Genomic DNA, 22,325 nt, shown 5'->3' with positions numbered 1-22,325 from the left:
TTGCAGGAGTCCAAACATTTGTTATAGCTAATAGCTATAACAAGCTATAACCTTTTGGTAGAACGGTATAACCAATCCCATGTGCTATATTGATCTTATTATTATTTTCCGAGGAGATTAATCGATGAGCATACAAACCGAACCTAAAAAGAGAACCGTTACTCCGTTTCGATATGATATCGTTGGCAGCTTCCTGCGCCCTCAGGCGTTGAAAGAGGCTAGACTAAAATTTCAAAACGGCGAACTGACCGCCGAGCAGTTGAATGAAGTGGAGAACGCCGAAATCGTTAAGCTTGTACAGAAACAAAAAGAGGTTGGTCTTCAAGCCGTAACTGACGGCGAGTTCCGCCGCTCCTGGTGGCACTTGGACTTTTTCTGGGGTTTTGACGGCGTAGAACGGACCTCTATTGACCAAGGCTATCAATTTAACGGCGCGGAATCCAGACCCGAAACCGCCCGCCTGACCGGTAAAATCGGTTACAGCAGTCACCCGTTTGTTTCGCACTATATTTTTTTAAAAGGGGTTGCAGGCGAAGACGTCGTTGCGCGTCAATCCATTCCTGCGGCTGCGCAGTTCCTGTTCGAGCTGGACCGGGCAGAAAATCAGGAAAGCACGAAGGCCGTCTACCCGAATCGGGAAGAGCTTGTTTCGGATATTGCCAAAGCGTACAAAGCGGCGGTTCTTGCCTTCTATGAAGCCGGCTGCCGCAGCATTCAATTCGACGATTGCACGTGGGGGGCGCTTTGCGACGAACAGTTTATGGCATTCATGAAGCAGGCTGGCGTGGACGTAGCGGAATATGCGAACGAATTCGCCAAATTGAACGAGGAAGTGGTATCGGGTTTGCCGGAAGACCTCGTCGTAACGACGCATGTATGCCGCGGCAATTATGTTTCCACTTATGCCGGAGTAGGGGGAGGTTACGAGCCGATCGCGCAAACGCTCCTCGGCATCGACAACTATTCCGGCTACTATCTGGAGTTCGATACCGAACGGGCAGGGGATTTCAAGCCGCTTCGCTTCCTGAAGGACAATCAGCAGGTTGTGCTGGGCCTGTTCTCTTCCAAATTCGGCGAGCTTGAAAGCAAGGAGGATATTCTGAAGCGGATCGAGGAAGCGACGCAATACGTCGATCTGAACCGGATTTGCCTGAGCCCGCAATGCGGCTTCGCCTCCACGGAAGAAGGCAACCACCTGACCGAGGAGCAGCAGTGGCGCAAGCTTGCTTTTATTAAAGAAATTGCCGAAGAGATCTGGAAGTAATCCATATGTCGTAAGCGGAATAAACCGATATAGCCGTACGGAGGATCATCCGTACGGCTAAAGGTGCATTCCGAGCATGTTATGGGGGAGTTACTCTACCGTCCCTTGAGTTACCCCATGAACGTACGTCTGCCAAGGGGTATCCAGCGCCCCTTGCCCCGGGTTGTACGTAAAGAAGTACTCGACCTTATCCCCCTGTTTCAGGTTTTGGACGGGATAGGTATAGTTGCCGTTCCCCGTTGGGGTCATGGCGACGTTCAGCTGCACGCCGTTGTTGACCTTGTAGTGCAAATCGGCAAAGGTTGCGCCATTGACATAGAACAGCAGGTCGTCGCCGATTTTTTTCAAGCCCTTCACCTCATCGCCGATGACGATGACGGTGGACGGCGCCGGCACGACGGTAATTGTGGCGCTGGCTGTTTTATTGCCGTCGGCGGTTGTCGCCGTAACGGTTGTCGTGCCCGGAGCGAGTCCGGTCACGAGACCGTTCTGACTCACGGAAGCGATGCCGCTATTGGCTGTGGACCAGTTGACCTGCTTGTTCGTTGCGTTCGATGGCGTCACAGCGGCGGTTAACTGTACGTTCTGTCCGACTTCTACCTGTGCCGCAGCCGGGTTCACCGTGACGCCGGTCACCGGCACGTTTCCGGGATTCTGCCCGCCTTGGCCTGCTTTGTACACCCGTACATAGTCCACCTGCATCGTTGCAGGGATATCGGACGGATCCGGCGTGCGGCCGCCGTCAAAGGCCCCGCCGATCGCCAAGTTCATAATAAGGTAAAACGGCTGATCGAAAGGTGCATTCGGATTGTTCGGCGCTGCCGCGGAATACCATTGATCCCGGGTCGTTTTAAAGAAGAACTTGCCGTCCACGTACCATTTTATGTTGTCCTCTTCCCAGACCACGGAATACACATGATAGTCATTGGCAAAGGTTTGCCCTTCAGGGAAATGGTATTCGCCGGAAAGATGCCGGTTCGCCGGCCATTGCCCGCCGAAGTGGATGGCGCCGCTCGTCGCGCCCGGCAAGCGTCCTCTTGCTTCCATCACATCGATTTCACCGGAGGATGCCCATGTTCCATATGCATTATCTTGCGGAAGCATCCAGAGCGCAGGCCAGATGCCGCTGCCTGTCGGCAGCTTGGCACGGAAGTCCACCCGGCCGTACTTGAGGGAAAAACGGTCTTTGGTGTTTATTTTCCCGGAAGAGTATTGGGCATACCGATTCGGATCCTGCGGGAAGGATTTCGGCTCGTTTAAGGCTCTGATATTTAATTTCCCGTCCTGCACAAAAACATTTTGCGCGCTGTCGGTGTAGTGCTGAAGCTCCGAATTGCCCCAGCCCCAGGTGTTGGGATCGTCATTGAGATAATAACCAGTTTCATAGTTCCACTTGCTTCGATCAAGCGAGGTCCCGTTAAATTCATCCTGCCAGACAAGATTCATGCCTTCGATGGCCGGATCGCTTGGCGTTCCGATCGGAATGTCCTCCTGACCGGTGACGTCCGGGCGGGGAGCATCCGGATTGCCGATCAAGGTGTAATTGACGAAATTGTTGCCCACGTTTCCACCTGCCTGTCCATTTAGCGGATAGCCGATCCGGATCTGCATGTCCTCTTGAATCGGCTGGAACCATAGGCCATAGATATAGTCGGCCCAATATCCCCACTGATTGGCATCGGACATATGATTGTAGCCGTTCGCTGAATATACAAATCGGCTCTGACTCGAATTGTCCAAATCCACCCATTGCCCGTTGATGTTAATCTGATATACGAATTTGTCAAGCTCGGTGCCGATTGGCGCCCCTCCGTCGATTTTAGGCAGCGGGATGCCGATGGCCCCGTTTGCATCCGCGGTAAAGGTTGTTCCTTCATAAGGCGTAAGGACAAATGAATTTCTCGCGGAACCGGGAAAGGTGATCGTATACACGACGTTAGCCGAAGAGGTTTTGGATTCCAGTTTGACGTTGATCGATTCCTTGACGGTAAACCAATAGCCGCCGCCTCCGTCGGTGAATTGGCCGAAGTTCTGATCATAGATCCACCCGCTGGCTGCATTGTTGTCGATATCGACCCATTCGCTGCTGTTTACAGGCTTCACTAACACTTTCAAATCATCCGCGACAGCCGCATAGGTAATGGACGGGTCATTGTTGAAAATCGGATAGGTAAACCCGGCACCGCCCGTAAAACCGGCCGTAATTTGCGGCCCTTGCGTCGGGGTCATCGCCGTAATGGTAGTTTTGTTGACATTTTGAAAAACAAGGGTGTATTCCAGAGTAACCCCATTCGTTTTGGAGTACAGCTGAATATTGGTCGTCGCGGAGAGGGTAAACCAATAGCCGGTAAAGCCGCCGTCGTTCCAGTGCCCCCAGTTCTGGTTATAAACAAAGCTGCCGACGCTGTCGATATCGACCCAGTTGCCGTTTACTTTCACTTTGACGCCCAAGTCTTGGGCCACGTCATTCCAGGTGGCGGAGCCCCCGTTGAATACGGGCATGACAAAACCGTAGCTGGCCTGGCCAACCCCCGATTTTGTGATGACGGGTCCGTCTGATGCCGAAAAATAAGACATCGAGGTAATGGTGGTTCCGGCCGTCCCGGCGGCTTGAACCTGCGAAGTTGGCCATAGGCCGACGCCGGCCAGCATCAAGATCGCCAGGAACAGACTTACTGCCTTTTTCCTAAACAGCCTTTCCGTAGCGTAAGATCGCTTCATAAATACCCCCCTTAAAAAATATTGGATCTCCAGCTGGCTGAGCGGGTAAGAAAACGCTTACAGATGGAGCCATCTTCATTCTATCGAATACCGCATTCGGAAGAACAGGCGTCATTTTTTGGGTTGAGGGTACGTTTTTTCGGGTTTTGCCGGCTTCTCAAGAAAATCAACAGACAGCCTACTTCGATAACTGGGCATAATGGAATCATGTCGTGCAATAGAAAGGAAGGGATATGCATGACGACGGAAATGGGTCATCCCCGTGTCATCTTGCCTGAAGAGCAAGCTCCCGAAGGTACTCAACATTGTGAACGTTGCGAACTATTCAAACAGCGGAATCGCATCATCTGGGGGGAAGGTAATCCGGAAAGCTCGCTGATGTTGATCCTTGATAATCCGGGAGCCCGGGAGGACCGGGAAGGAAATCCGTTCTTGTGCGGCACGCGGGAAACTCTCCAACTCGGGATGAGGGAAGCGGGGATGGATATCCACGCGGTTTACGTCACTTATTTGCTCAAACGCCGCCCAATCCGTGCTTACAATAAACCCGCGACCCGAGCGGCATGCCTTTCCCATCTGCAATTGCAGCTCCTTCAAAAGCAGCCATCGGTATTGTTCGGCTTTGGGAATGCCGTTGCGGAAGCATTGTTCCCGCAGCAGGAGAATGCCACCGTCAAAGAGTTGAGAGGGAACTGGCACAAGTTCGGGGGTATGCCGATCGGATTCACCTATCACCCGTTGGCAGTAAGAAGGAGGCCCAATTTACTAAGGTTTTTCGTCGAGGATTTGAAAGCTTTGAAGGAGAAGTGGGAGGAAAAAACAGCGCGGGAATAGCCGTTCCCGATTCCCTCTGTGTTTTGGCCCAAAACCCTCCGAAAATCATCGGGAACACACTCAGCTTGTCTTATAGGGCTCTTGCATCGCATATTCAAATTCAACAGGAGTTCGAATCAAGCCACAACACTCGTTTTATGCTGCAAGCGCTTGGAGCCGAGCTCCAAGCAGTCTTGGATTTTAAACCGCAAAAAAACCCCGGCAGATTCTGCCGGGGTTATCTTATAACTAAATAAAGTTGCACGCAAAAAGACACTATGGTATGATTAAAGAACTGTCAATGTCTTTAAAATCACCATAGATATCCCATCTTATTTACACTTTAATCTTATCACAGGGCATTGGGATTTGTCAAACATTCTTTTTTCACCAAATTCGAATGAAGGAGTGTGGCGGAAGATGATCAACGCGGAGGATTGGAAGCAGGAGCAGGAGCGGCTGGATGCGGTTACGGATAAGCTGCAAGCGAGAATTGCCGAACTGGAGCCGGAAGTGGTCGGGCTGCATGGTCAGGTGACGGACATCCGCAAACAGTTTTGGGAGGAGGTCACCGTCAACACCAGCACGGACGAAGACTTTGAAGAGACCTTCTATAGTATCCGGCAGCAGGAAGCTTTGTTGTCCGAGCGGGAGCGGAGCCACCGGCTGCGCGTGCAGCAATGGAAAAACATGAAACGGCTGCTGCCGTCACCCTATTTTGGACGCATCGACTTCCATGAAGATGGCTTGAGTTTTACCGAGCAAATCTATATTGGCGTGTCCTCCTTCGTCGACTCGGACGGCATGAGTTTTCTGATTTATGACTGGCGTACGCCGGTTGCGAGCATGTATTACGATTATTCCCCGGGAGAAGCCGGGTACGATACGCCGGGTGGACACGTCTCCGGCAAGATGAAGCTGAAACGGCAGTATCAGATTCGCGAGGGCAAATTGCAGAATGTGTTCGACACGAGCCTGACGATCGGCGACGAATTGCTGCAGCAGGTGCTCGGCAAGGGCGCGGACAATCAGATGAAAAGCATCGTCGCGACGATCCAAAAGGAGCAAAACGCCATTATCCGCGAGGACAAAAGCCGGATGCTCATCGTGCAGGGGGCGGCCGGAAGCGGGAAGACCTCGGCGGCGCTGCAGCGGGTAGCGTACCTGCTGTATAAACATCGCGAGCGGCTCAAGGCGGACCAAATCGTTCTGTTTTCGCCGAATCCGATGTTTAACAGCTATGTTTCGACCGTTCTTCCCGAGCTCGGCGAAGAAAACATGCAGCAGACGACGTTCCAGGAATACCTTGACTACTGGCTTGGCAGAACGTTTCGCCTGGAAGATCCTTTCGATCAAATGGAATACGTGCTTACGGAACAATCGGCGCAAGGGTACGAGGCCCGGTTAAAAGGGATCCAATACAAGGCATCCGTCGACTTCCTTCATGCCCTTCAGCATTATGCCCATTGGTTGGAGCGGGAGGGTATGCTGTTCAAAAGCATTCGCTTTCGGGACCGCGATCTGATCACCGCGGAGCAAATGAAATCCAAGTTTTACGGCTATGACCCTTCCATCCGCATGACCAACCGCATTGCAATGCTGCAGGAATGGCTGCTGCGCGAGCTGGCTTCGCTGGAGAGCAAGGAGCAGGAGGCGCTTTGGGTGCAGGAGGAGCTTGATTACCTCGACAAAGATCAATACGCCGAAGCATATCAACAACTGCACAAAGAGAGAGGCGTTTTTGACTTTGCCGAGCAGTATGAAGAAGTCCGTGAAAGACTGCAAGGCGAGCGCAGGCCGGATGAAGGCGACTTCGACTACGCCGATCGGGAGGAACAACTGCTGCGGCGGATGATCGTAAAAGAGCAATTTAAACCGCTCAAGCGAAGCGTGAAGCGGATGTTGTTTATTGATATGGTAGGGTTGTACCTTCAACTGTTCGAAAACGATGATGCGTTTAAAAAGATGACGGATGCATCCGAAATCCCTTCACTCTGGGCGGAAATCTGCGGGCAGACCAGGGATAAGCTTGAACGGCATGAGCTGTTCTATGAGGATGCGACGCCGTACCTGTATTTAAAAGAGCTTATCGAAGGCGTCCGCACAAACACCGAAATCCGCCATGTATTCGTCGACGAAGGCCAGGATTATTCGATGTTTCAATATGAATTCCTTAAAAGGCTGTTTCCCCGTGCCCGCATGACGGTGCTCGGCGATTTCGGTCAGGCCATTTTTGCCCAGTCGACGGAGCTGTACGGTGAGGATTCGCCGCTCATCGGGCTTTATGGCGAATCCGAAACGACCCTCTTTCGCCTGGTTCGCAGTTACCGGTCAACCAAGGAAATCGTGGAATTCACGAAACCTGTGCTGCCGAACGCGGGGGAGATCGTACCGTTTGAACGAAGCGGCAGGAAACCGCTCCTCTCTAAGGTGGAAAACGGGGCGAAGCGGGCGAAGCGGATTGCCGAGCACCTTGCAGTTCTTCAAGAGGAGGGCTTTACTTCCATCGGGATCGTTACGAAGACGGCAGCCGAAAGCAAAGAAGCTTTTGATCTTTTGACGTCGCAGGGGTGCCACGGGCTGAAGCTTGTGACGAAGAATACGCCCAACTTTGAGAAGGGGACGCTGATTCTCCCCGTCTATCTCGCCAAGGGCGTTGAATTCGATGCCGTTCTCATCTACGACGCGTCCTCACGGACGTATCATCGGGAAAGTGAGCGCAAGCTGTTTTATACGGCATGCACGCGTGCCATGCACCGGCTTCTGCTTTTTGCAGAAGGAGAGTGGACGCCGTTCATTCAAGGGGCGGATCCGTCCTTGTATGAGGTGGAGCAATAAGAGGAAATGTTTGGAGTAATGGTGTTGATTGGAAGAATCCGAAACTGCGGATATAGTTAACCAAGAAGAACAACCTTTGCTGACTTGATCATTCTGCAAAAGGTTGTTCTTGGTTGCATTTTTAAAAAGGTATTTTGACAAAGGCCTTTAATTTTTGTAGCAAGACTTGTAAATTCAATCGTATCAATAAAGTAAGGACAATCTTTTGTTTGACTGTGGTTTATTTTGGAAATAAACTTAATATAGTTGACACAAGGAGGCTGAAAAAAAGTGCCTTTCATTGAGCAGATTTCAATTAAAAATTATAAACTTCTTCAAAATGTAACCCTAACTGATTTGCAGCCAATTAATGTAGTGCTTGGCCCGAATGGTACAGGAAAATCGACACTTTTTGATGTTTTTGGATTCTTGGCTGATTGCCTACAATCGAATGTAAGAAAAGCATTAGAATCCCGAGGAAGATTCAATGAAGTACGTTCAAGGAATGCAGATGGTCCAATATCCTTTACGATTAAATATAGAGAAGAAGATTATTTGAATAGAAAGAATTCAACCCCAATCACTTATCATTTATCGATTGATGAAAAAAACGGCAGGCCCATAGTTTCTCATGAGTATTTACAATGGAGACGGGGTAAACAATATGGTTCACCGTATCGCTTTCTCGATATTCGAAATGGAGAGGGAATTGTTATTACCGGAGATTCTCCAGAAGAAGGTGACGAAAGGCAAACCATCCGAATGGATAGTCCAGATATCCTAGCAATCAAAAGTCTTGGGCAACTAGCAGAGCATCCTAGGGTTGCAAGTCTAAGAAGGTTTATTGAAGGCTGGTTTCTTTCGTATTTTATACCTGATAAGGCTAGGCAAATTCCCGAGTCTGGTGCAGCAGAGCACCTTTCTCGTACAGGGGACAACTTGGCAAATGTTGTTCAATACTTAAGCGAAGAACATCCTGATACCTTTGAACAAATATTAACTAGGGTAGCTGAAAGAATCCCTGGGTTAGAGACAATAAAGTCGGAACGAACAGTTGATGGCAGACTTGTATTACAATTTAAGGATGGGCCTTTTAAAGACCCGTTTCTTGCAAGACATGTATCCGATGGAACCTTGAAGATGTTTGCATACCTGATTTTACTTTATGACCCAACCCCCCTTACTCTGTGTAGAAGAACCGGAAAATGGTCTTCACCCAAAATTATTAAATATTTTAGCTGAAGAGTTTCGGGCTCATGCTAGAGGAGGGAAAGGGGAGCACGGAACTCAAGTTTTTGTATCTTCCCATTCTCCTTATTTTATTGATGCTTTAAGGCCGGAAGAACTATGGATTATGAAACGTAATGATAAGGGTTATGCAAGTATTGTTAGAGCTGATAAAATTGAACATATTCCTCAATTTATTTCGGAAGGTGCTTCTTTAGGTAGTCTCTGGTACGAGGGGTACTTTGGAAGGGGTAATATTTAGTGCATTTAGAAGTGCTTGTAGAAGAACCATCTATGAAAAAAGCCCTAGATATACTGATTCCAAAAATCATTGATTCGAACCATAGTTTTGAAGTTCACAATTTTCGAAGCAAACAAGACCTTATGTCAAAATTAGAACAACGATTACGTGGATACTCAAAATTAAGAAGCTCATGGGAATTCAAGATAGTAATATTAATCGATGAAGACCGTCAAAATTGTAGAGAATTAAAACAGTTTCTGGTTAACGTTGCCAATAAAAGTGGTGTAGCGGATATTTCTTTATGTAGAATTGTGGTGGAAGAGCTTGAGGCGTGGTTTTTTGGAGATATACCAGCCATAAGGGCAGTGTACCCACGTATCCCCGAAAGCTTAGGAGAGCAGATTCGTTTTAGAAATCCCGATCAGATTCCCGGAGGGACATGGGAGGCATTAGATAAGGTACTTATTCAATATGGGTATCGGAAAGGGTTGGTTAAGACAGAGGCTGCTGCCAAAATAGCACAACATATGGATCCATGGAATAATAAATCAATAAGTTTTCAATTTTTTAGAGACGGTATTATTAACCTAGTTAGATAATTGTTTTTAAATACCAAATGGATTCGCCAGTTCAAAAAAACAAAATAATCGGCCCTGTTCCCCAAAACTCCATTGGACTGTGGCCGATTAGCTTTACTATAATAGTTCAAATTGTAAAAGTGGATGTAAGTCTAAATGTTCCTCTCGAGCCCTTCAAAAGTATAATAGGTATGTAGCTCTCCTTTCCCTTTCATTTTTTCTTCCCATGGTAAAATAACGTTCCCAAGCCTATTCATGTTACAGATAAATCCTTTTGGCCTCATCATCAAAATACTCGACCACGTTCTTATACCCGGTATCATTGATGTGATTTTGCCTCATGATCTTTTGAACAAAGATGGTTCATTCAACCGGGCGGCATCCGTCACTTGCGCTAACTGAAAAAAGCAGTAGTTCTTCCGCGCTTCTCCAAAACCTACCCCTTTCTCCGCCTGCCGGGGTAAAGCTTCGGTTTTTGATGTTTTCTCAAGGTTTTACCGCCCATTTTCCGCTTCATCCGTGTAATCGGCTTGTAAATGGCATATAACAATCATTTAATAGTCCATAAAATAGTGATATACTAAGATCAGGTTATCATTCATCCTGAAAAGATGTGTGCCGATTCGTACTCTGATTTCTGTGAGAGCGCCTACATCTTTTCTTCAAATACTAGCGTGTAAGGGCGGTAAAGATGAGTAACAGACAAACCGAAACAGACGTTATTTTAATAGGTGCCGGAATCATGAGTGCGACATTGGGGACTTTGCTGAAAGAATTAGCACCGGACTGGAAAATTACAGTGTTTGAAAAGCTGGCTAGCGCAGGAGAGGAAAGCTCTAACGAATGGAATAACGCGGGGACGGGGCACGCTGCACTGTGCGAACTGAACTACACGGCCGAAAAACCGGACGGATCCATAGATATTAGCAAAGCAGTCGTCGTTAACGAGCATTTTCAAGTTTCCATGCAGTTTTGGTCTTATCTTGTTAACAGCAATCTGATTCGCAATCCGCAGGATTTTATCATGCCATTGCCTCACATGAGTTTAGTACAAGGTGAAAAAGATGTAGCCTTTTTGAAAAAACGTTTTGAAACGATGTCCAAAAACCCTCTGTTCCAAGGGATGGAGTTTTCCGATGATCCGAAAAAACTGATGGAATGGATTCCGCTTATTATGAAGGACCGGACATCCGAAGAACCGATCGCAGCGACCAAAATGGACTCCGGAACGGACGTCAACTTTGGCGCTTTAACGCGCATGCTGTTCGATCACTTAAAAACCAAAAACGTCGATATCCATTACAAACATAGTGTTGATGATATTAAACGCACCGGCGACGGCGCGTGGGAATTGAAAATAAAGAATGCCAGCGGTACAGTCGAACGCCATAAGGCCAAGTTCGTCTTTATCGGAGGCGGCGGGGGAAGCCTTCCTTTGCTGCAAAAATCCGGCATTCCGGAAGGAAAGCATATCGGAGGATTCCCGATCAGCGGCCTATTCATGGTGTGCAACAATCCGAAGGTTGTGGCGCAGCATCATGCCAAGGTATACGGCAAAGCGAAGGTCGGCGCGCCTCCGATGTCTGTGCCGCATCTGGACACGAGATTTATCGACAATAAAAAATCGCTGCTTTTTGGACCGTTTGCCGGCTTCTCGCCGAAGTTCCTAAAAACCGGGTCCATGTTTGATTTGATAGGCTCTGTAAAGCCGAATAATCTGTTGACGATGCTGGCCGCAGGCGCAAAAAACCTTGGGTTGACGAAATACCTGATCCAGCAATTGATGTTATCGAAAGAAAAACGCATGGAAGAGCTGCGGGAGTTTATCCCGAACGCCAAAAGCGAAGATTGGGATATGCTGGTCGCCGGCCAGCGCGTGCAGGTCATTAAAGATACGCCTGCCGGCAAAGGAACGCTTCAATTTGGTACGGAAGTGGTGAGTGCCGCCGACGGGTCGATCGCCGCATTGCTCGGAGCCTCGCCGGGTGCTTCGACCGCCGTTTCCGTCATGCTTGAGGTCATCGAAAAATGCTTCCCGCAACATTTAAAAGCGTGGGAACCGAAAATAAAAGAGATGATTCCTTCTTTTGGCTTGCAGTTGGTGGAACATCCGGAGCTTATCCATGAGATTCGTACTTCGACGGCGCGGACGCTTGGCCTAAAGAAACTGAAATCCGTTATGTAGCAATGTAGTAACAAAATAAAATGAAATTAAGCGGCCTTTATCCTGAACTCATGGAACCAAAGGCCGTTTTGTTTTGCCTGCAATCTTTTGCAGGTGCCGGAACGAGAAAAATGATCACCTCACAGCGTTCCGCCGAAGACGGTATAATAAAGAGAAGAAATGGACATCAAAAAAGCGATAAGGCAGCAGCGTTATACATGCCATAAAATAAGGAGAGTCTATGACAACACATAACGAAACAGGATGGAACTTCGACAATAGCTATGCCCGCCTGCCGGAATCGTTTTTTTCCCGGATCGAGCCGGCTCCCGTGCGCTCGCCGAAGCTGGCCATTCTTAATCATTCGCTGGCGGAGACGCTCGGTTTAAACGTTCAGGCGCTGCAAAGCGGGGCCGGCGTGGCTGTGCTTGCCGGGAATCAAGTGCCGGAAGGGGCGGCGCCGCTTGCCCAAGCTTATGCGGGTCATCAATTCGGATATTTTAACATGTTAGGGGACGGCCGGGCCGTGCTGCTGGGGGAACAGATCACGCCTCTAGGCGACAGAATGGACATCCAGCTGAAGGGTTCGGGCAGAACGCCATACTCTCGCGGCGGGGATGGGCGTGCCGCCCTTGGACCGATGCTGCGCGAATACATCATCAGCGAAGCGATGCATGCGCTAGGCATCCCAACCACCCGCAGCCTTGCCGTGGTGACGACGGGGCAGCCCATCACCCGCGAAAGGGAGCTTCCGGGGGCCGTACTGACGCGCGTAGCTGCCAGCCATATTCGCGTCGGAACCTATCAGTATGCAGCGCATTTCGGCACCACCGAAAATCTTCGCGTTCTTGCCGACTATACCATCGAGCGCCATTATCCGGACATCGAAGCGGGCGGCAACCGATATCTTGCGCTGCTTGCTGAAGTGATCAAACGTCAGGCTTCGCTTATAGCCAAATGGCAGCTTGTCGGCTTCATTCACGGCGTGATGAACACCGACAACATGACCGTTAGCGGCGAAACGATCGATTACGGTCCTTGCGCTTTCATGGATGTCTATAATCCTGCCACGGTGTTCAGCTCCATTGATTCGCAAGGCCGTTATGCGTATGGCAATCAGCCGTACATCGGCGGGTGGAACCTTGCGCGGTTCGCCGAAACGTTGTTGCCGCTGTTGCATGAGGATCAGGAACGGGCCGTCGAAATGGCCCAGAAGGAAATTTCCGGTTACATGGATTTGTACGAAGCGAATTGGCTTTCAGGCATGAGAGCCAAGCTGGGGATTTTTAACGAAGAAGAACAAGATAAAAAACTGTTTGAGGATCTTCTGAATGTGATGGAAACTTACCATGCGGACTATACCAACACTTTCCGGTCATTAACCATGGGCACCATCGCAGATACGGAACTGTTTAAGGCTCCCGAATTCACGGAGTGGCATGAGCGTTGGATGGCGAGACGCGGCAGGCAGCGGGAATCGGAAGCCTCCTCGAAGCAGTTGATGCAAAAGAGCAATCCTGCCGTCATCCCGCGGAATCACCGGGTCGAGGAAGCGCTGGAAGCCGCAACGGAACGGGGCGACTTTGGCGTGATGGAGCGGCTGCTCGCTGCTTTATCGAACCCCTACGCGTACGCCGCCGAACAGGAGGAATACTGCACCGTGCCTACGTCGGCAAAACCTTACCGCACTTATTGCGGGACGTGATCGAGTCCGATTTTCTCCGGTAAGACTCGCAAGCTGAACCATACCCTAAGCGACGCAGCGGGGCAGCGAGATTCGAGGTTCGATCATCGGCGTTAAGGAATGGAATGCGATGCCCGAGGATCAATCATTAACCCAAAAAAGCAAGATGCCCTTTCATAAGTCCGGGCATCTTGCTTTTATTGTTCCATCATTGGATACGCCGGTGTTAACCGATTTCAATCATCTTCAACAAGCCGCCATTGGGCAATGGCAGCCCGTTTTAAATGTTTTAAGGGAATGGTTGTTTTTCGGGGTTAAGGATGATCTTTGCGATAGAGGTCGCGGCTTTTATAACCGGCCTGAAGAATCGCCTTCATCTCTTCCCGGCGTTTGACTTGGGTTGCCTCCTGCTTGGCGCTATAAACATAACGCGCCCAATCTTTTTGGTACCCCTGGGTAAGCGATTGGTAAAATGCAAGCAGCTCCGGCGCATCTTCCAAATCTTTTTCCACGCGCGGAATCATCGAAATGTAATCGTCCACGCGCTGGCTTGACCGGGAAGCGGCTTGTTCTTTTCCTTTTCCTTTGCCTTTGGCCTCCTGCTTGAAGCCGACAACCGTAAAAACCTCATCCAGTCCGACCATGCGCGCAAATTTGATGCCGCTGTCCCCGATGTATCCTTCTTCGTCGCTTCCCAAGCCCGGAAACAGTTCATCGCGGTGGATGAATGTGGGATATACTTTGTTCCCCTTCTTGGGATAGGCGGCAAAAAGATAGCCGTTGCTTTGAAGAAGTTTCCGCTCGATTACGCGGTGTATCAATTCCTTTAAAGATTCCAGATCCAGCACGAAAGCAAATATAAGATCGTACGCGTTCTCCGTAAGCTCCGTATCATAGCCGGTCAACCCCGCAAAATAATCCATTCCTTCCGGCTGGTTCAAAATCGCCACATGCTTGTACTTTTGCAAGCCAAGCTTTTCTACGATAGATTTAGACATTGAATTTCATCTCCTGCCTATGTTCGGATGTCCTTTGAATCCATTATAGCCTGTTTCGGCGGCGAACATGAACCTGTACAATCGCGATCCAATTTTATAAAATGGATGCCTGATTTTCGGCGGACGGCCCGGAGCCTGTAGACTATAATAAGAAACAGAATCCAAGCGTTGAAAGCCGACCGGGGGTGGCGGAATGATGAAAGCCGAGCTCAAACAAAAATATTATCAGGCGTTGATTGAAAAAAATTCCGAATATGAGGGTCTTTTTTACGTCGGGGTCAAAACAACCGGCGTATTTTGCCGCCCGACCTGCCCGGCGAGAAAGCCGAAATTCGAGAACTGTGAATTTTTCGAGACGGCCAAGGAGGCGCTGTTGGCTTCCTTTCGCCCTTGCAAACGATGTCGCCCCCTATCCCACCCGAATCATGTCCCGGAGATCGTCCGAATGCTGGTGGAGGCCATTGAGGCGAACCCGGAAAAGCGGTGGAAGGAGAGGGATTTTGAGTATTTGTCGATCGATGCTTCGACGGCGCGCCGCCAATTCAAAAAACGGTTTGGCATGACTTTCGTTGAATACGCGCGGGCAAGACGCATCGGGATGGCCATGAAACAAATCAGGGAGGGTGAGAATGTGATGGATGCACAGCTTTCGGCCGGTTACGAATCAAGCAGCGGATTCAGGGACGCGTTTTCCCGCATTATGGGCGCGGCTCCAAGCCAGCTCGGAAACGGCCAAGTTCTAAAGGCGGAATGGCTGGATACGAGACTGGGACCCATGGTTGCGATTGCCGACGACGAAGCGCTTTATCTATTGGAATTCGTGGACCGAAGGGGGCTTGAGCGTGAAATTGAACGGCTTAGGCAAAAAACAAAATGCGCCATCATCCCTGGTTCCGCTGGTCCGATCCGGTCGATCGCGGAAGAGCTTCATGCCTATTTTGACGGGAAGTCAAAAGAATTCAAGACGCCTGTCCATTACCTCGGAACGCCTTTTCAAAAATCCGTGTGGGATGAACTTCGGAACATCCCGGCCGGCGAAACCCGGTCTTACGCCGAACTGGCGGCTGCGGTCGGAAAACCGTCGGCCTTTCGCGCGGTTGCCCAAGCCAACGGGATGAACCAGCTTGCGATCATCGTGCCTTGTCATCGGGTCATCAACAGCGATGGCGGACTTGGCGGTTATGGCGGCGGCCTGACGCGCAAACAGTGGCTTATTAACCACGAAAAGCAAGGAAATTAAAACGCAGCCCAATAGTAATAAAGTAATAAGCACAAATCCTTACATGCAGGCGATATTTCGCCTGTTTTTGTTTTAACAGAACCTGGGCGTTACTTTTCATATTCATCGCTATAAAGATATAATGAGGCAAACACGTGGAGGGGCGGCGTACCGATGAACGAAGTAAGAAAAAATGCAGTCGGAGTGAAATTTTTGTTAAACGGACGGATAGCGGTGGAGGAATGCAGGGAACTGGCGATCCAGGAATTAATATTTTTGATTCATTCCGCCAAGCATTTCAGGAAAGAGCAGACGTTAACCGGCCAGGATGCCGATGAGAAAATACGGTCATTTTTCACCGTGTTGAAAGAAAAGGTCAAAGATGCCGAAGCGCTGTATCTCGCCTATGACAAACACACGAACTACCCCTACGTCGATGCCGATGACCGGGTATGGATGTTTTCGAACGAGCAATATGCCGCGAGCGCGGAGGATTATTTTCGGCAGCAGCTTTTGATGCTCGAGATGAAAAAAATCGGCCGGGAGGAAATCCTCGGAACCTTCGCAGAGCTTCATATCCTTGGTCTCTCCAAAGTCCTTCTGGACAATGGGCAATACCATATCGAAATCGACGGGGACGATATTTTGCCGCCGCCGGACTGGACCGGCATTCCGGAAATCAACATTCCCGTAACCAATCCCCGTTTGCAGCATGCGCTCATCCGTTTTTTTCAAACCTTGCATTCTCGTCAGGACGGCGAAACTGATAAACAGCTTCTTCATGCACTCGAGGGGCAAATGCTTGAAGAAGTCCTGCGGGCAAAGTATTTGCTGCCGATGCAGCTTTTAGAAAAAAAGCCGGCACCTTCCGATGAGCAGGGCATTAAAACGATCGCGGAAGGAACGGAGATCCGGTTTGGCGTTTTGGGTGCCGAAAACGATTCGACGTGGCTGCCGGCGTTTACGGATTGGCCCGAATTCGAGAAGGTTTATGACAAAACGGTGTGGAGCAGCAATGTCGCCGCTTTCGGCGACCTTTTGGCCTTGTCCGAAAACATGAACGGCATCGTCGTCAATTGCGCCGGGATCCCGCTGCGGATCGACGAGAACAACAAGAAGGCAATCGAAGCTTATATTAGAGGACGAAATGAAGCCGAGGCGCGGGAATGATCCTAAATGATATTTTTGTATATCCCAATATATCCCAACATATGCTAGAATGGCAGTAAAAATATTTGGGGAGGCAATGAATTTGATAGGTCGCAGCGGAAATCCGACGCTTAACGAAAAAACGTTCGAGAAAACCGGGCATTACAATGGGCAAGAAACCATGACGATCGGCGGAACGGTCAACAAATCGTTTATGCTGCTGGCGCTTCTGATCGGGGCGGCGGTCGTATCCTGGGTGATGTTTTTTAATGGGTACGATATGTACCCGTACATGATCGGCGGCGCGATCGGGGCTTTGGTTCTGGCTCTGATTATCAGCTTTAAGCCTACAACGGCACCGTTTTTGGCGCCGATCTATGCGATTGCGGAAGGTTTCTTTTTAGGGGCCTTATCGGCAGCTTACGAATCTTTATATTACGGCATTACCATGCAGGCGGCATTGTTGACCATGTGCGTATTTCTGGCCATGCTGCTCGTGTACAAGACCGGGTTGGTCAAAGCCAGCGCGGGCTTCAAGAAAGGGCTGTTCGCCGCCACGGCGGGAATCGCGCTTGTGTACCTGCTTAGCTTCATCCTCGGTTTATTCGGGGTGACGGTTCCGTATCTGCATGACAGCACGCCGATCGGCATCGGAATTTCGGTCGTCATCGTCATTATCGCCGCGCTGAATTTCGTGCTCGACTTTAATTTTATTGAAGAAGGGGCCCGGCAGGGCGCCCCGAAGTACATGGAATGGTACGGCTCTTTCGGGCTGCTGGTGACCCTCGTATGGCTGTACGTGGAAATCATCCGCCTGCTTTCGAAGCTGGCAAGCCGGGATTAAGTTAATAAACATTTAGAATGGATTGCTCGGGGGAACCCGGCAATGTAGGCCGCTGATGCGGCCTTTTCTTTTTGGGGCTGCATCCTCCAGCCCCACGAATTCATACGATTTAATTGGCAAATAAATGGCGGCCGATTTTTATCGTTGGCGTTCGCGTCCAGATCCATTTGTCGGTCGCCGTCTTCGGATTATAGTAGTAGTGGGAGTTGCGGGTCGGGTCAAAGCCGCGGACGGCATCGAGGGCGGCACGGTAAGCCGTTCGGTTCGGCTTCATCCCGTATTGTCCGTCGCTGACGGCGGTAAACGCGTTTTTTTGAAATACGACGCCCTGAATCGTGTCCGGGAAATCGTCCGACTGGATCCGGTTCATCACGACGGCTCCGACGGCAACCTGTCCTTTGTAGGATTCTCCGCGGGCTTCGCTGTAGATGATTTTAGCCATGATCTCCATTTCGCTTTCGCTTAAAGTGTACTTCTTGAGCTTTCTCCATGTTGCGGGCCCAACGGTCCCGTCTGGATTAACGCCGTATTCCTTTTGGAATGCCATGACGCTCGACGACGTACCTGGACCATATTTTCCGTCAAGCGCCCCGTCATAAAAGCCCAACGTTTTCAGCCGATACTGCACATCCCGGACTTCACGGTTTTCGCTGCCCGGTTTGAGAATGGAAGCCGCCTCGGCCTTGTCCTCCTCCCAACCTGAGCAATAAACGACAAAGAGGACGATAAAGATAGCGAATAATTTCCACTTATAAGCTTTCATTGACATCATCTCCTTTAGGATGCATTATAATGTGCCGCAGATTACGGGACAAAGGCATAAACTGGAAAAGGTCTAGGAGACCTTGCCACGCAAAGTAAAAATAAATAGCAATTACCATTCTTTCTTTCGTGTCGGGAAGGTAATCCTGTACATTTCCCGATCGATCCATCCCCACGCGCTGGAGCCCCCCGCCTTCAAAATGGTATAATCTGAAAAAGGCTTTCAAAGGGGGATATCATGATAAGCGACGAACTTTTGGCACAGCTGGAAGCATGGCATGAAGAGGACGAATTTGAGCGAATCGTGGATGCGATTGCGGAGATTCCGAAGGAAGAACGGGATTACGAGTTGGTCGGCCAATTGGGCAGGGCGATGAACAATCTCGGACGTTACGAAGAGGCGGTCGGGCAGCTTTTGACCGTAGCCGAAGAAGGAACAGACGATCCGCTTTGGCATTACCGGATAGGGCTCGCTTATTATTATTTGGACCGGTACGAAGATGCTTTGCGGGAGTTTGAAGCTGCGGACAAGCTGGATCCGGGCGATGAGGATACGCTGGAGTTTCTGGAGTCCATTCGGCAAAAGCTGGCGGAGCCTTCGCCGGACGAGGATTCGGCAGACGAACCCGTTTCGGAGCCCGTGGAGGAACCCGCCGCTTCAGCCGCTGCTGTCGCCGCCGTTCCCGTCGAGGGCACCGATTCCGACCCGGCGGGTTTTTGGGATGACCATGCGGATGGCGCGGAACAGTACATATCCGATCCGCCGACGGACGATTTGATCGCTTCCGTGGAAGAATCGCTGGTGTTTAAGCTGCCTGCCTCTTATATCGACATGATGAAACAGCATAACGGGGGGATTCCCCGCAACCGTCGTTTCCCGATCGGCGGAGCCGAGTCCGGAGAAGCGGGGTATATTACGATTTCGGGCATCATGGGGATTGGCCGGGAGAAAACCTATTCGCTATGCGGCGCCGAAGGCAGCAGGCATTCAATCGAAAACGGCGGATATCCGGAATTTGGCGTCGCGATCTGCCATTGTCCTTCGGAATCCGGCATCGTCATGCTGGACTATCGCCCGTCGGGCAATGACGGCGAGCCGGAAGTGATCTTCGTGGATAAAGAGCAGAATTATAAAATAACAAAGCTGGCTCCGAACTTCGAAGCCTTTATTGGCGGATTGGTTCACTAGGATGCATTCAAAGCCGGGAAGGAACGAGAAGAGAAGGCGCGGACATTGCTTCTTTTTCGAATCAATATGAATCGGCTTTACAATCGCGGCGAGACCGCTCCAGTCCTGGAGCGGTTTTTTGCGCCTGCCTGCAAAAGAAGTGGCAAGGGATGCGGCCGTCTGAGCGAAACGTTGCACGATGGCCGTTGCCATAATAAAGTAAACATAAATTAACAGTTTTAACTTTACTTATAACATCGGTTTGGCGTAAGGTCTTATAGTAATGATTTAAAACGGATCGATGTCCAACAAGCTACCAAAAGTTCGAAAGGAAGTCAGCCGTTGTTTGAAACTTTGCTTTTGAATTTCCTGTTTTTATTGGTTCCGGTCGTCATTTTTCTCATTTTCTTTGAAAACCGTCCGTACGCCTCTCACGGCAAAATCCTTGTTCTGCTGTCGGCGGTGTCGATGATTCTTTGCATTTCGATGCCGATCCAGCTCAGCATCGGGTTTATTGTCGATTTAAGATACATCCCTTTTCTCCTTGTGGCTCTGTATGGAGGGTATCGGAACGTTTTCCTTTTATATATCATTTTGAATCTGTACCGGCTTTACGTCGGCGGGGAAGGAACGATGCAGTCTTTTCTTTTTTCGACGACGATGATGGTTATCGTGCCGTATTATAGCGCCAAATTTCTGAAGCTAAGCTCCAAAGGACGCGTTTTATGGGCTGCGATCGCCTCATTTTTGACGACCGGGTTTTACTTGCTTACGCTCAGCTTTGCCAAAGGGGCGCTAAACAAGCAATTTTGGATCCTCGTCCTCAATGCCTTGACAACGTATGTGGTATTCATGGTTATTCTCATGATTTTGATCGAAAAGATCATCGCCAACATGAAAAACCGCGACCGGATCATGCAGTCGGAAAGACTGAAGGTCGTCAGCGAGCTGGCGGCCAGCGTATCCCATGAAATCCGCAATCCCTTGACGGTGACCAGCGGTTTTCTGCAGCTGCTGAACAAGTCCAAAACCATCGGGCCGGAAGAGATGCAGTACGTGGAATTATCCCTGCAGGAGCTTAAGCGGGCGGAAAAAATCGTGAGCGATTACCTTTCGTTTGCCAAGCCGCAATCCGAAAACATGGTCTATTCCGACATGAGCACAGAGCTGGAGTATACCAAAAACGTGATCATGCCGTATGCGTCCATTCATAAAGTCCGGGTGGAGTTCCATTTTAACAATTCGCTCCAAAAGCATTACGACCGGAATCAAGTCCAGCAGTGCCTCATCAACTTGTACAAAAACGGCATCGAAGCGATGAGGGATAAGGGCGGCGGCACGCTGTCCATCGATATTTCGGAAAAAAAGCAAAACATCGTCATCCGCATTCAAGATACCGGCGTCGGAATGACGAGAGAGGAGATATCCCGCCTCGGCAAACCGTATTATTCCACCAAAGAGGAAGGGACGGGCCTTGGCATGCTCATGGTTTACAGCACCGTCGACAAATTGAAAGGATTCATCGAGGTTGAAAGCGAAAAAGGCAAAGGCACGACGTTTCAGATCACGATCCCGACGTGAAGGTTTGCTCACGAAACCAGGCTGCGGCGCTTCATGATATACTATTGGAATGGGCAAGTTAACGATAGAAACGGTGCGCCGAAAGAAAGGTCGGGTAAAGCATGTCGAACCGGAAGTGGTGGATCGGACTGGTCGTGGTCGTTCTTATTTTTGGTTATGTCCTCATTCGTTTTTTTGCTTCCACGACGAAGGTGGACGACTTGATCCATCGGATGGGACCGGTCAAACCGGCGGCGCAGCCCGCCAAACATATCGTTCTGATCGCGCAGGAGCTGGACAACCCGTTCTGGCGGGAAATGGAGCAGGGAGCAGCGGAAGAGGCGCAAAAATTGGGGATGAAAATCGATTATACGGGGCCCATCCGGATCGATCCTGCGGAACAGGCAAGGCTGCTGGAGAAAGCGATTGCCGCGAAACCGGACGGCATTTTGATACAGGGCGTCGGAAACGCCGAATATGACCGGTTGATCGCCAAAGCGGTCGATCAGGGAATTCCCGTGCTGACCGTCGATGCGGATGAGCCGGGAAGCCGCCGTCTGGCTTACGTGGGCACGGACAACAGGGAAGCGGGGCGGCGGATGGGAGAACTGGTGCTGAACCATCCGGGCGGATCGGGCCGAATCGGGGTCATCGTCGGCAGCGAATTCGCGGACAACCAGCGGCAACGGCTCGAGGGTTTCCGGTCCGTCATTTCAACGGCCGCCGGATATGAAGTCGTGGACGTCCGTTCGTCCAACATTTCGCGGATCGGGGCGGCCGAACAGGCGGAAGCGATGCTGCGGCAGCATGGAGAGATCGGCACGATCGTCGGGTTCAGCTCGTTGGATGCCGGAGGAATCGTTGAGGGGATCAAGGCGGCGGGCAAAGAAGGCGTGCGCGTGTATGGCTTTGACGATTTGGAGGCGACCCGGAAGGGCATCGCCGACGGGGACATTGAGGCATCCATCGTGCAGCAGCCGCTGGAAATCGGAGGTCAAGCGGTGCATTTGCTTGCTCAATGGTTTCAAGGCCAAAAACTGCCCGCGCAGCTTTTCATTCCGACCACCCTTCTGGACCGGAAGTCCGTGCAGACCGGGGGGAGCGGCCCGTGAA

15 protein-coding genes and 1 pseudogene are annotated in these 22,325 nt (G+C 50.3%); 13 read left to right on the top strand and 3 right to left on the bottom strand.

Annotation, left to right across the window (positions count from 1 at the left end; all coding sequences use genetic code 11):
- Window positions 1–124 precede the first annotated feature (124 nt).
- Window positions 125–1,264 carry a 5-methyltetrahydropteroyltriglutamate--homocysteine S-methyltransferase gene (locus tag RJP21_RS08450; RefSeq protein ID WP_310858895.1) on the top strand — a complete coding sequence of 380 codons (1,140 nt, stop codon included), beginning with the start codon at window positions 125–127 and terminating at the stop codon, window positions 1,262–1,264.
- A 90-nt stretch (window positions 1,265–1,354) separates the two neighbouring features.
- Here the strand turns inward: RJP21_RS08450 and RJP21_RS08445 are convergent, their stop codons facing one another.
- Window positions 1,355–3,985: a family 16 glycosylhydrolase gene (locus RJP21_RS08445; RefSeq protein ID WP_310858894.1), complete on the bottom strand. Its 2,631-nt coding sequence runs from the start codon at window positions 3,983–3,985 to the stop codon at window positions 1,355–1,357.
- A gap of 237 nt (window positions 3,986–4,222) precedes the next feature.
- Between RJP21_RS08445 and RJP21_RS08440 the strand changes: the two genes are divergently transcribed.
- The 6 genes and pseudogenes from RJP21_RS08440 to RJP21_RS08415 all read left to right on the top strand — a co-directional run bounded on the left by RJP21_RS08440 (window position 4,223) and on the right by RJP21_RS08415 (window position 13,533).
- Entirely contained in the window at window positions 4,223–4,819 is a 597-nt protein-coding gene (locus RJP21_RS08440) for a uracil-DNA glycosylase (protein WP_310858893.1), read from the top strand.
- A gap of 399 nt (window positions 4,820–5,218) precedes the next feature.
- The gene (helD, locus tag RJP21_RS08435; RefSeq protein ID WP_310858892.1) at window positions 5,219–7,636 is read left to right on the top strand and encodes an RNA polymerase recycling motor HelD; all 2,418 of its coding nucleotides are present in this window, start codon (window positions 5,219–5,221) and stop codon (window positions 7,634–7,636) included.
- Window positions 7,637–7,906: 270 nt separating this feature from the next.
- Window positions 7,907–9,104: pseudogene (locus tag RJP21_RS08430) on the top strand (AAA family ATPase).
- On the top strand, window positions 9,104–9,685 hold the full coding sequence (locus tag RJP21_RS08425) for a DUF4276 family protein (RefSeq protein WP_310858890.1): 582 nt from the start codon (window positions 9,104–9,106) through the stop codon (window positions 9,683–9,685). Before RJP21_RS08430 ends, RJP21_RS08425 begins: the two are co-directional and overlap by 1 nt.
- Before the next feature lie 670 nt (window positions 9,686–10,355).
- Entirely contained in the window at window positions 10,356–11,849 is a 1,494-nt protein-coding gene (locus RJP21_RS08420) for a malate:quinone oxidoreductase (protein WP_310858889.1), read from the top strand.
- Window positions 11,850–12,069: 220 nt separating this feature from the next.
- The gene (locus RJP21_RS08415) at window positions 12,070–13,533 is read left to right on the top strand and encodes a protein adenylyltransferase SelO (protein WP_310858888.1); all 1,464 of its coding nucleotides are present in this window, start codon (window positions 12,070–12,072) and stop codon (window positions 13,531–13,533) included.
- A gap of 293 nt (window positions 13,534–13,826) precedes the next feature.
- On the opposite strand, the gene RJP21_RS08410 is transcribed toward RJP21_RS08415, so the two are convergent.
- On the bottom strand, window positions 13,827–14,510 hold the full coding sequence (locus tag RJP21_RS08410; RefSeq protein WP_310858887.1) for a YdeI/OmpD-associated family protein: 684 nt from the start codon (window positions 14,508–14,510) through the stop codon (window positions 13,827–13,829).
- 193 nt (window positions 14,511–14,703) lie between these two features.
- Here RJP21_RS08410 and RJP21_RS08405 point away from each other — a divergent pair, with 193 nt between their 5' ends.
- The 3 genes from RJP21_RS08405 to RJP21_RS08395 all read left to right on the top strand — a co-directional run bounded on the left by RJP21_RS08405 (window position 14,704) and on the right by RJP21_RS08395 (window position 17,722).
- Complete coding sequence (locus tag RJP21_RS08405; protein WP_310858886.1) at window positions 14,704–15,750, top strand: bifunctional transcriptional activator/DNA repair enzyme AdaA; 1,047 nt, start codon at window positions 14,704–14,706, stop codon at window positions 15,748–15,750.
- A 153-nt stretch (window positions 15,751–15,903) separates the two neighbouring features.
- Window positions 15,904–16,899, top strand: coding sequence for an SseB family protein (locus RJP21_RS08400; protein ID WP_310858885.1), 996 nt, complete (start codon window positions 15,904–15,906; stop codon window positions 16,897–16,899).
- Window positions 16,900–16,981: 82 nt separating this feature from the next.
- Complete coding sequence (locus RJP21_RS08395; protein WP_310859007.1) at window positions 16,982–17,722, top strand: Bax inhibitor-1/YccA family protein; 741 nt, start codon at window positions 16,982–16,984, stop codon at window positions 17,720–17,722.
- Between the two features lie 109 nt (window positions 17,723–17,831).
- Here RJP21_RS08395 and RJP21_RS08390 read toward each other — a convergent pair whose 3' ends face one another.
- Entirely contained in the window at window positions 17,832–18,485 is a 654-nt protein-coding gene (locus RJP21_RS08390; RefSeq protein WP_236575658.1) for a cell wall hydrolase, read from the bottom strand.
- 240 nt (window positions 18,486–18,725) lie between these two features.
- On the opposite strand from RJP21_RS08390, the gene RJP21_RS08385 reads away from it, so the two are divergent.
- The 3 genes from RJP21_RS08385 to RJP21_RS08375 all read left to right on the top strand — a co-directional run bounded on the left by RJP21_RS08385 (window position 18,726) and on the right by RJP21_RS08375 (window position 22,324).
- Window positions 18,726–19,673 carry an SMI1/KNR4 family protein gene (locus RJP21_RS08385; RefSeq protein WP_310859006.1) on the top strand — a complete coding sequence of 316 codons (948 nt, stop codon included), beginning with the start codon at window positions 18,726–18,728 and terminating at the stop codon, window positions 19,671–19,673.
- Window positions 19,674–19,994: 321 nt separating this feature from the next.
- Window positions 19,995–21,233, top strand: coding sequence for an ATP-binding protein (locus RJP21_RS08380; RefSeq protein WP_310858884.1), 1,239 nt, complete (start codon window positions 19,995–19,997; stop codon window positions 21,231–21,233).
- 101 nt (window positions 21,234–21,334) lie between these two features.
- Entirely contained in the window at window positions 21,335–22,324 is a 990-nt protein-coding gene (locus tag RJP21_RS08375; protein ID WP_310858883.1) for a sugar-binding protein, read from the top strand.
- Window position 22,325 lies beyond the last annotated feature (1 nt).

It is taken from the genome of Paenibacillus sp. VCA1, from assembly GCF_031583795.1.
GTDB classification, from domain to species: domain Bacteria; phylum Bacillota; class Bacilli; order Paenibacillales; family Paenibacillaceae; genus Paenibacillus_AQ; species Paenibacillus_AQ albilobatus.
This window is presented reverse-complemented; position numbering and strand designations above follow the sequence as displayed.

Coding starts and splice junctions, on each gene's coding strand:
- RJP21_RS08440 (WP_310858893.1), top strand. CDS start 4,223: ATGACGACGGAAATGGGTCATCCCCGTGTCATCTTGCCTGAAGAGCAA.
- RJP21_RS08390 (WP_236575658.1), bottom strand. CDS start 18,485: ATGAAAGCTTATAAGTGGAAATTATTCGCTATCTTTATCGTCCTCTTT.
- RJP21_RS08415 (WP_310858888.1), top strand. CDS start 12,070: ATGACAACACATAACGAAACAGGATGGAACTTCGACAATAGCTATGCC.
- RJP21_RS08375 (WP_310858883.1), top strand. CDS start 21,335: ATGTCGAACCGGAAGTGGTGGATCGGACTGGTCGTGGTCGTTCTTATT.
- helD (WP_310858892.1), top strand. CDS start 5,219: ATGATCAACGCGGAGGATTGGAAGCAGGAGCAGGAGCGGCTGGATGCG.
- RJP21_RS08445 (WP_310858894.1), bottom strand. CDS start 3,985: ATGAAGCGATCTTACGCTACGGAAAGGCTGTTTAGGAAAAAGGCAGTA.
- RJP21_RS08420 (WP_310858889.1), top strand. CDS start 10,356: ATGAGTAACAGACAAACCGAAACAGACGTTATTTTAATAGGTGCCGGA.
- RJP21_RS08400 (WP_310858885.1), top strand. CDS start 15,904: ATGAACGAAGTAAGAAAAAATGCAGTCGGAGTGAAATTTTTGTTAAAC.
- RJP21_RS08450 (WP_310858895.1), top strand. CDS start 125: ATGAGCATACAAACCGAACCTAAAAAGAGAACCGTTACTCCGTTTCGA.
- RJP21_RS08405 (WP_310858886.1), top strand. CDS start 14,704: ATGATGAAAGCCGAGCTCAAACAAAAATATTATCAGGCGTTGATTGAA.
- RJP21_RS08410 (WP_310858887.1), bottom strand. CDS start 14,510: ATGTCTAAATCTATCGTAGAAAAGCTTGGCTTGCAAAAGTACAAGCAT.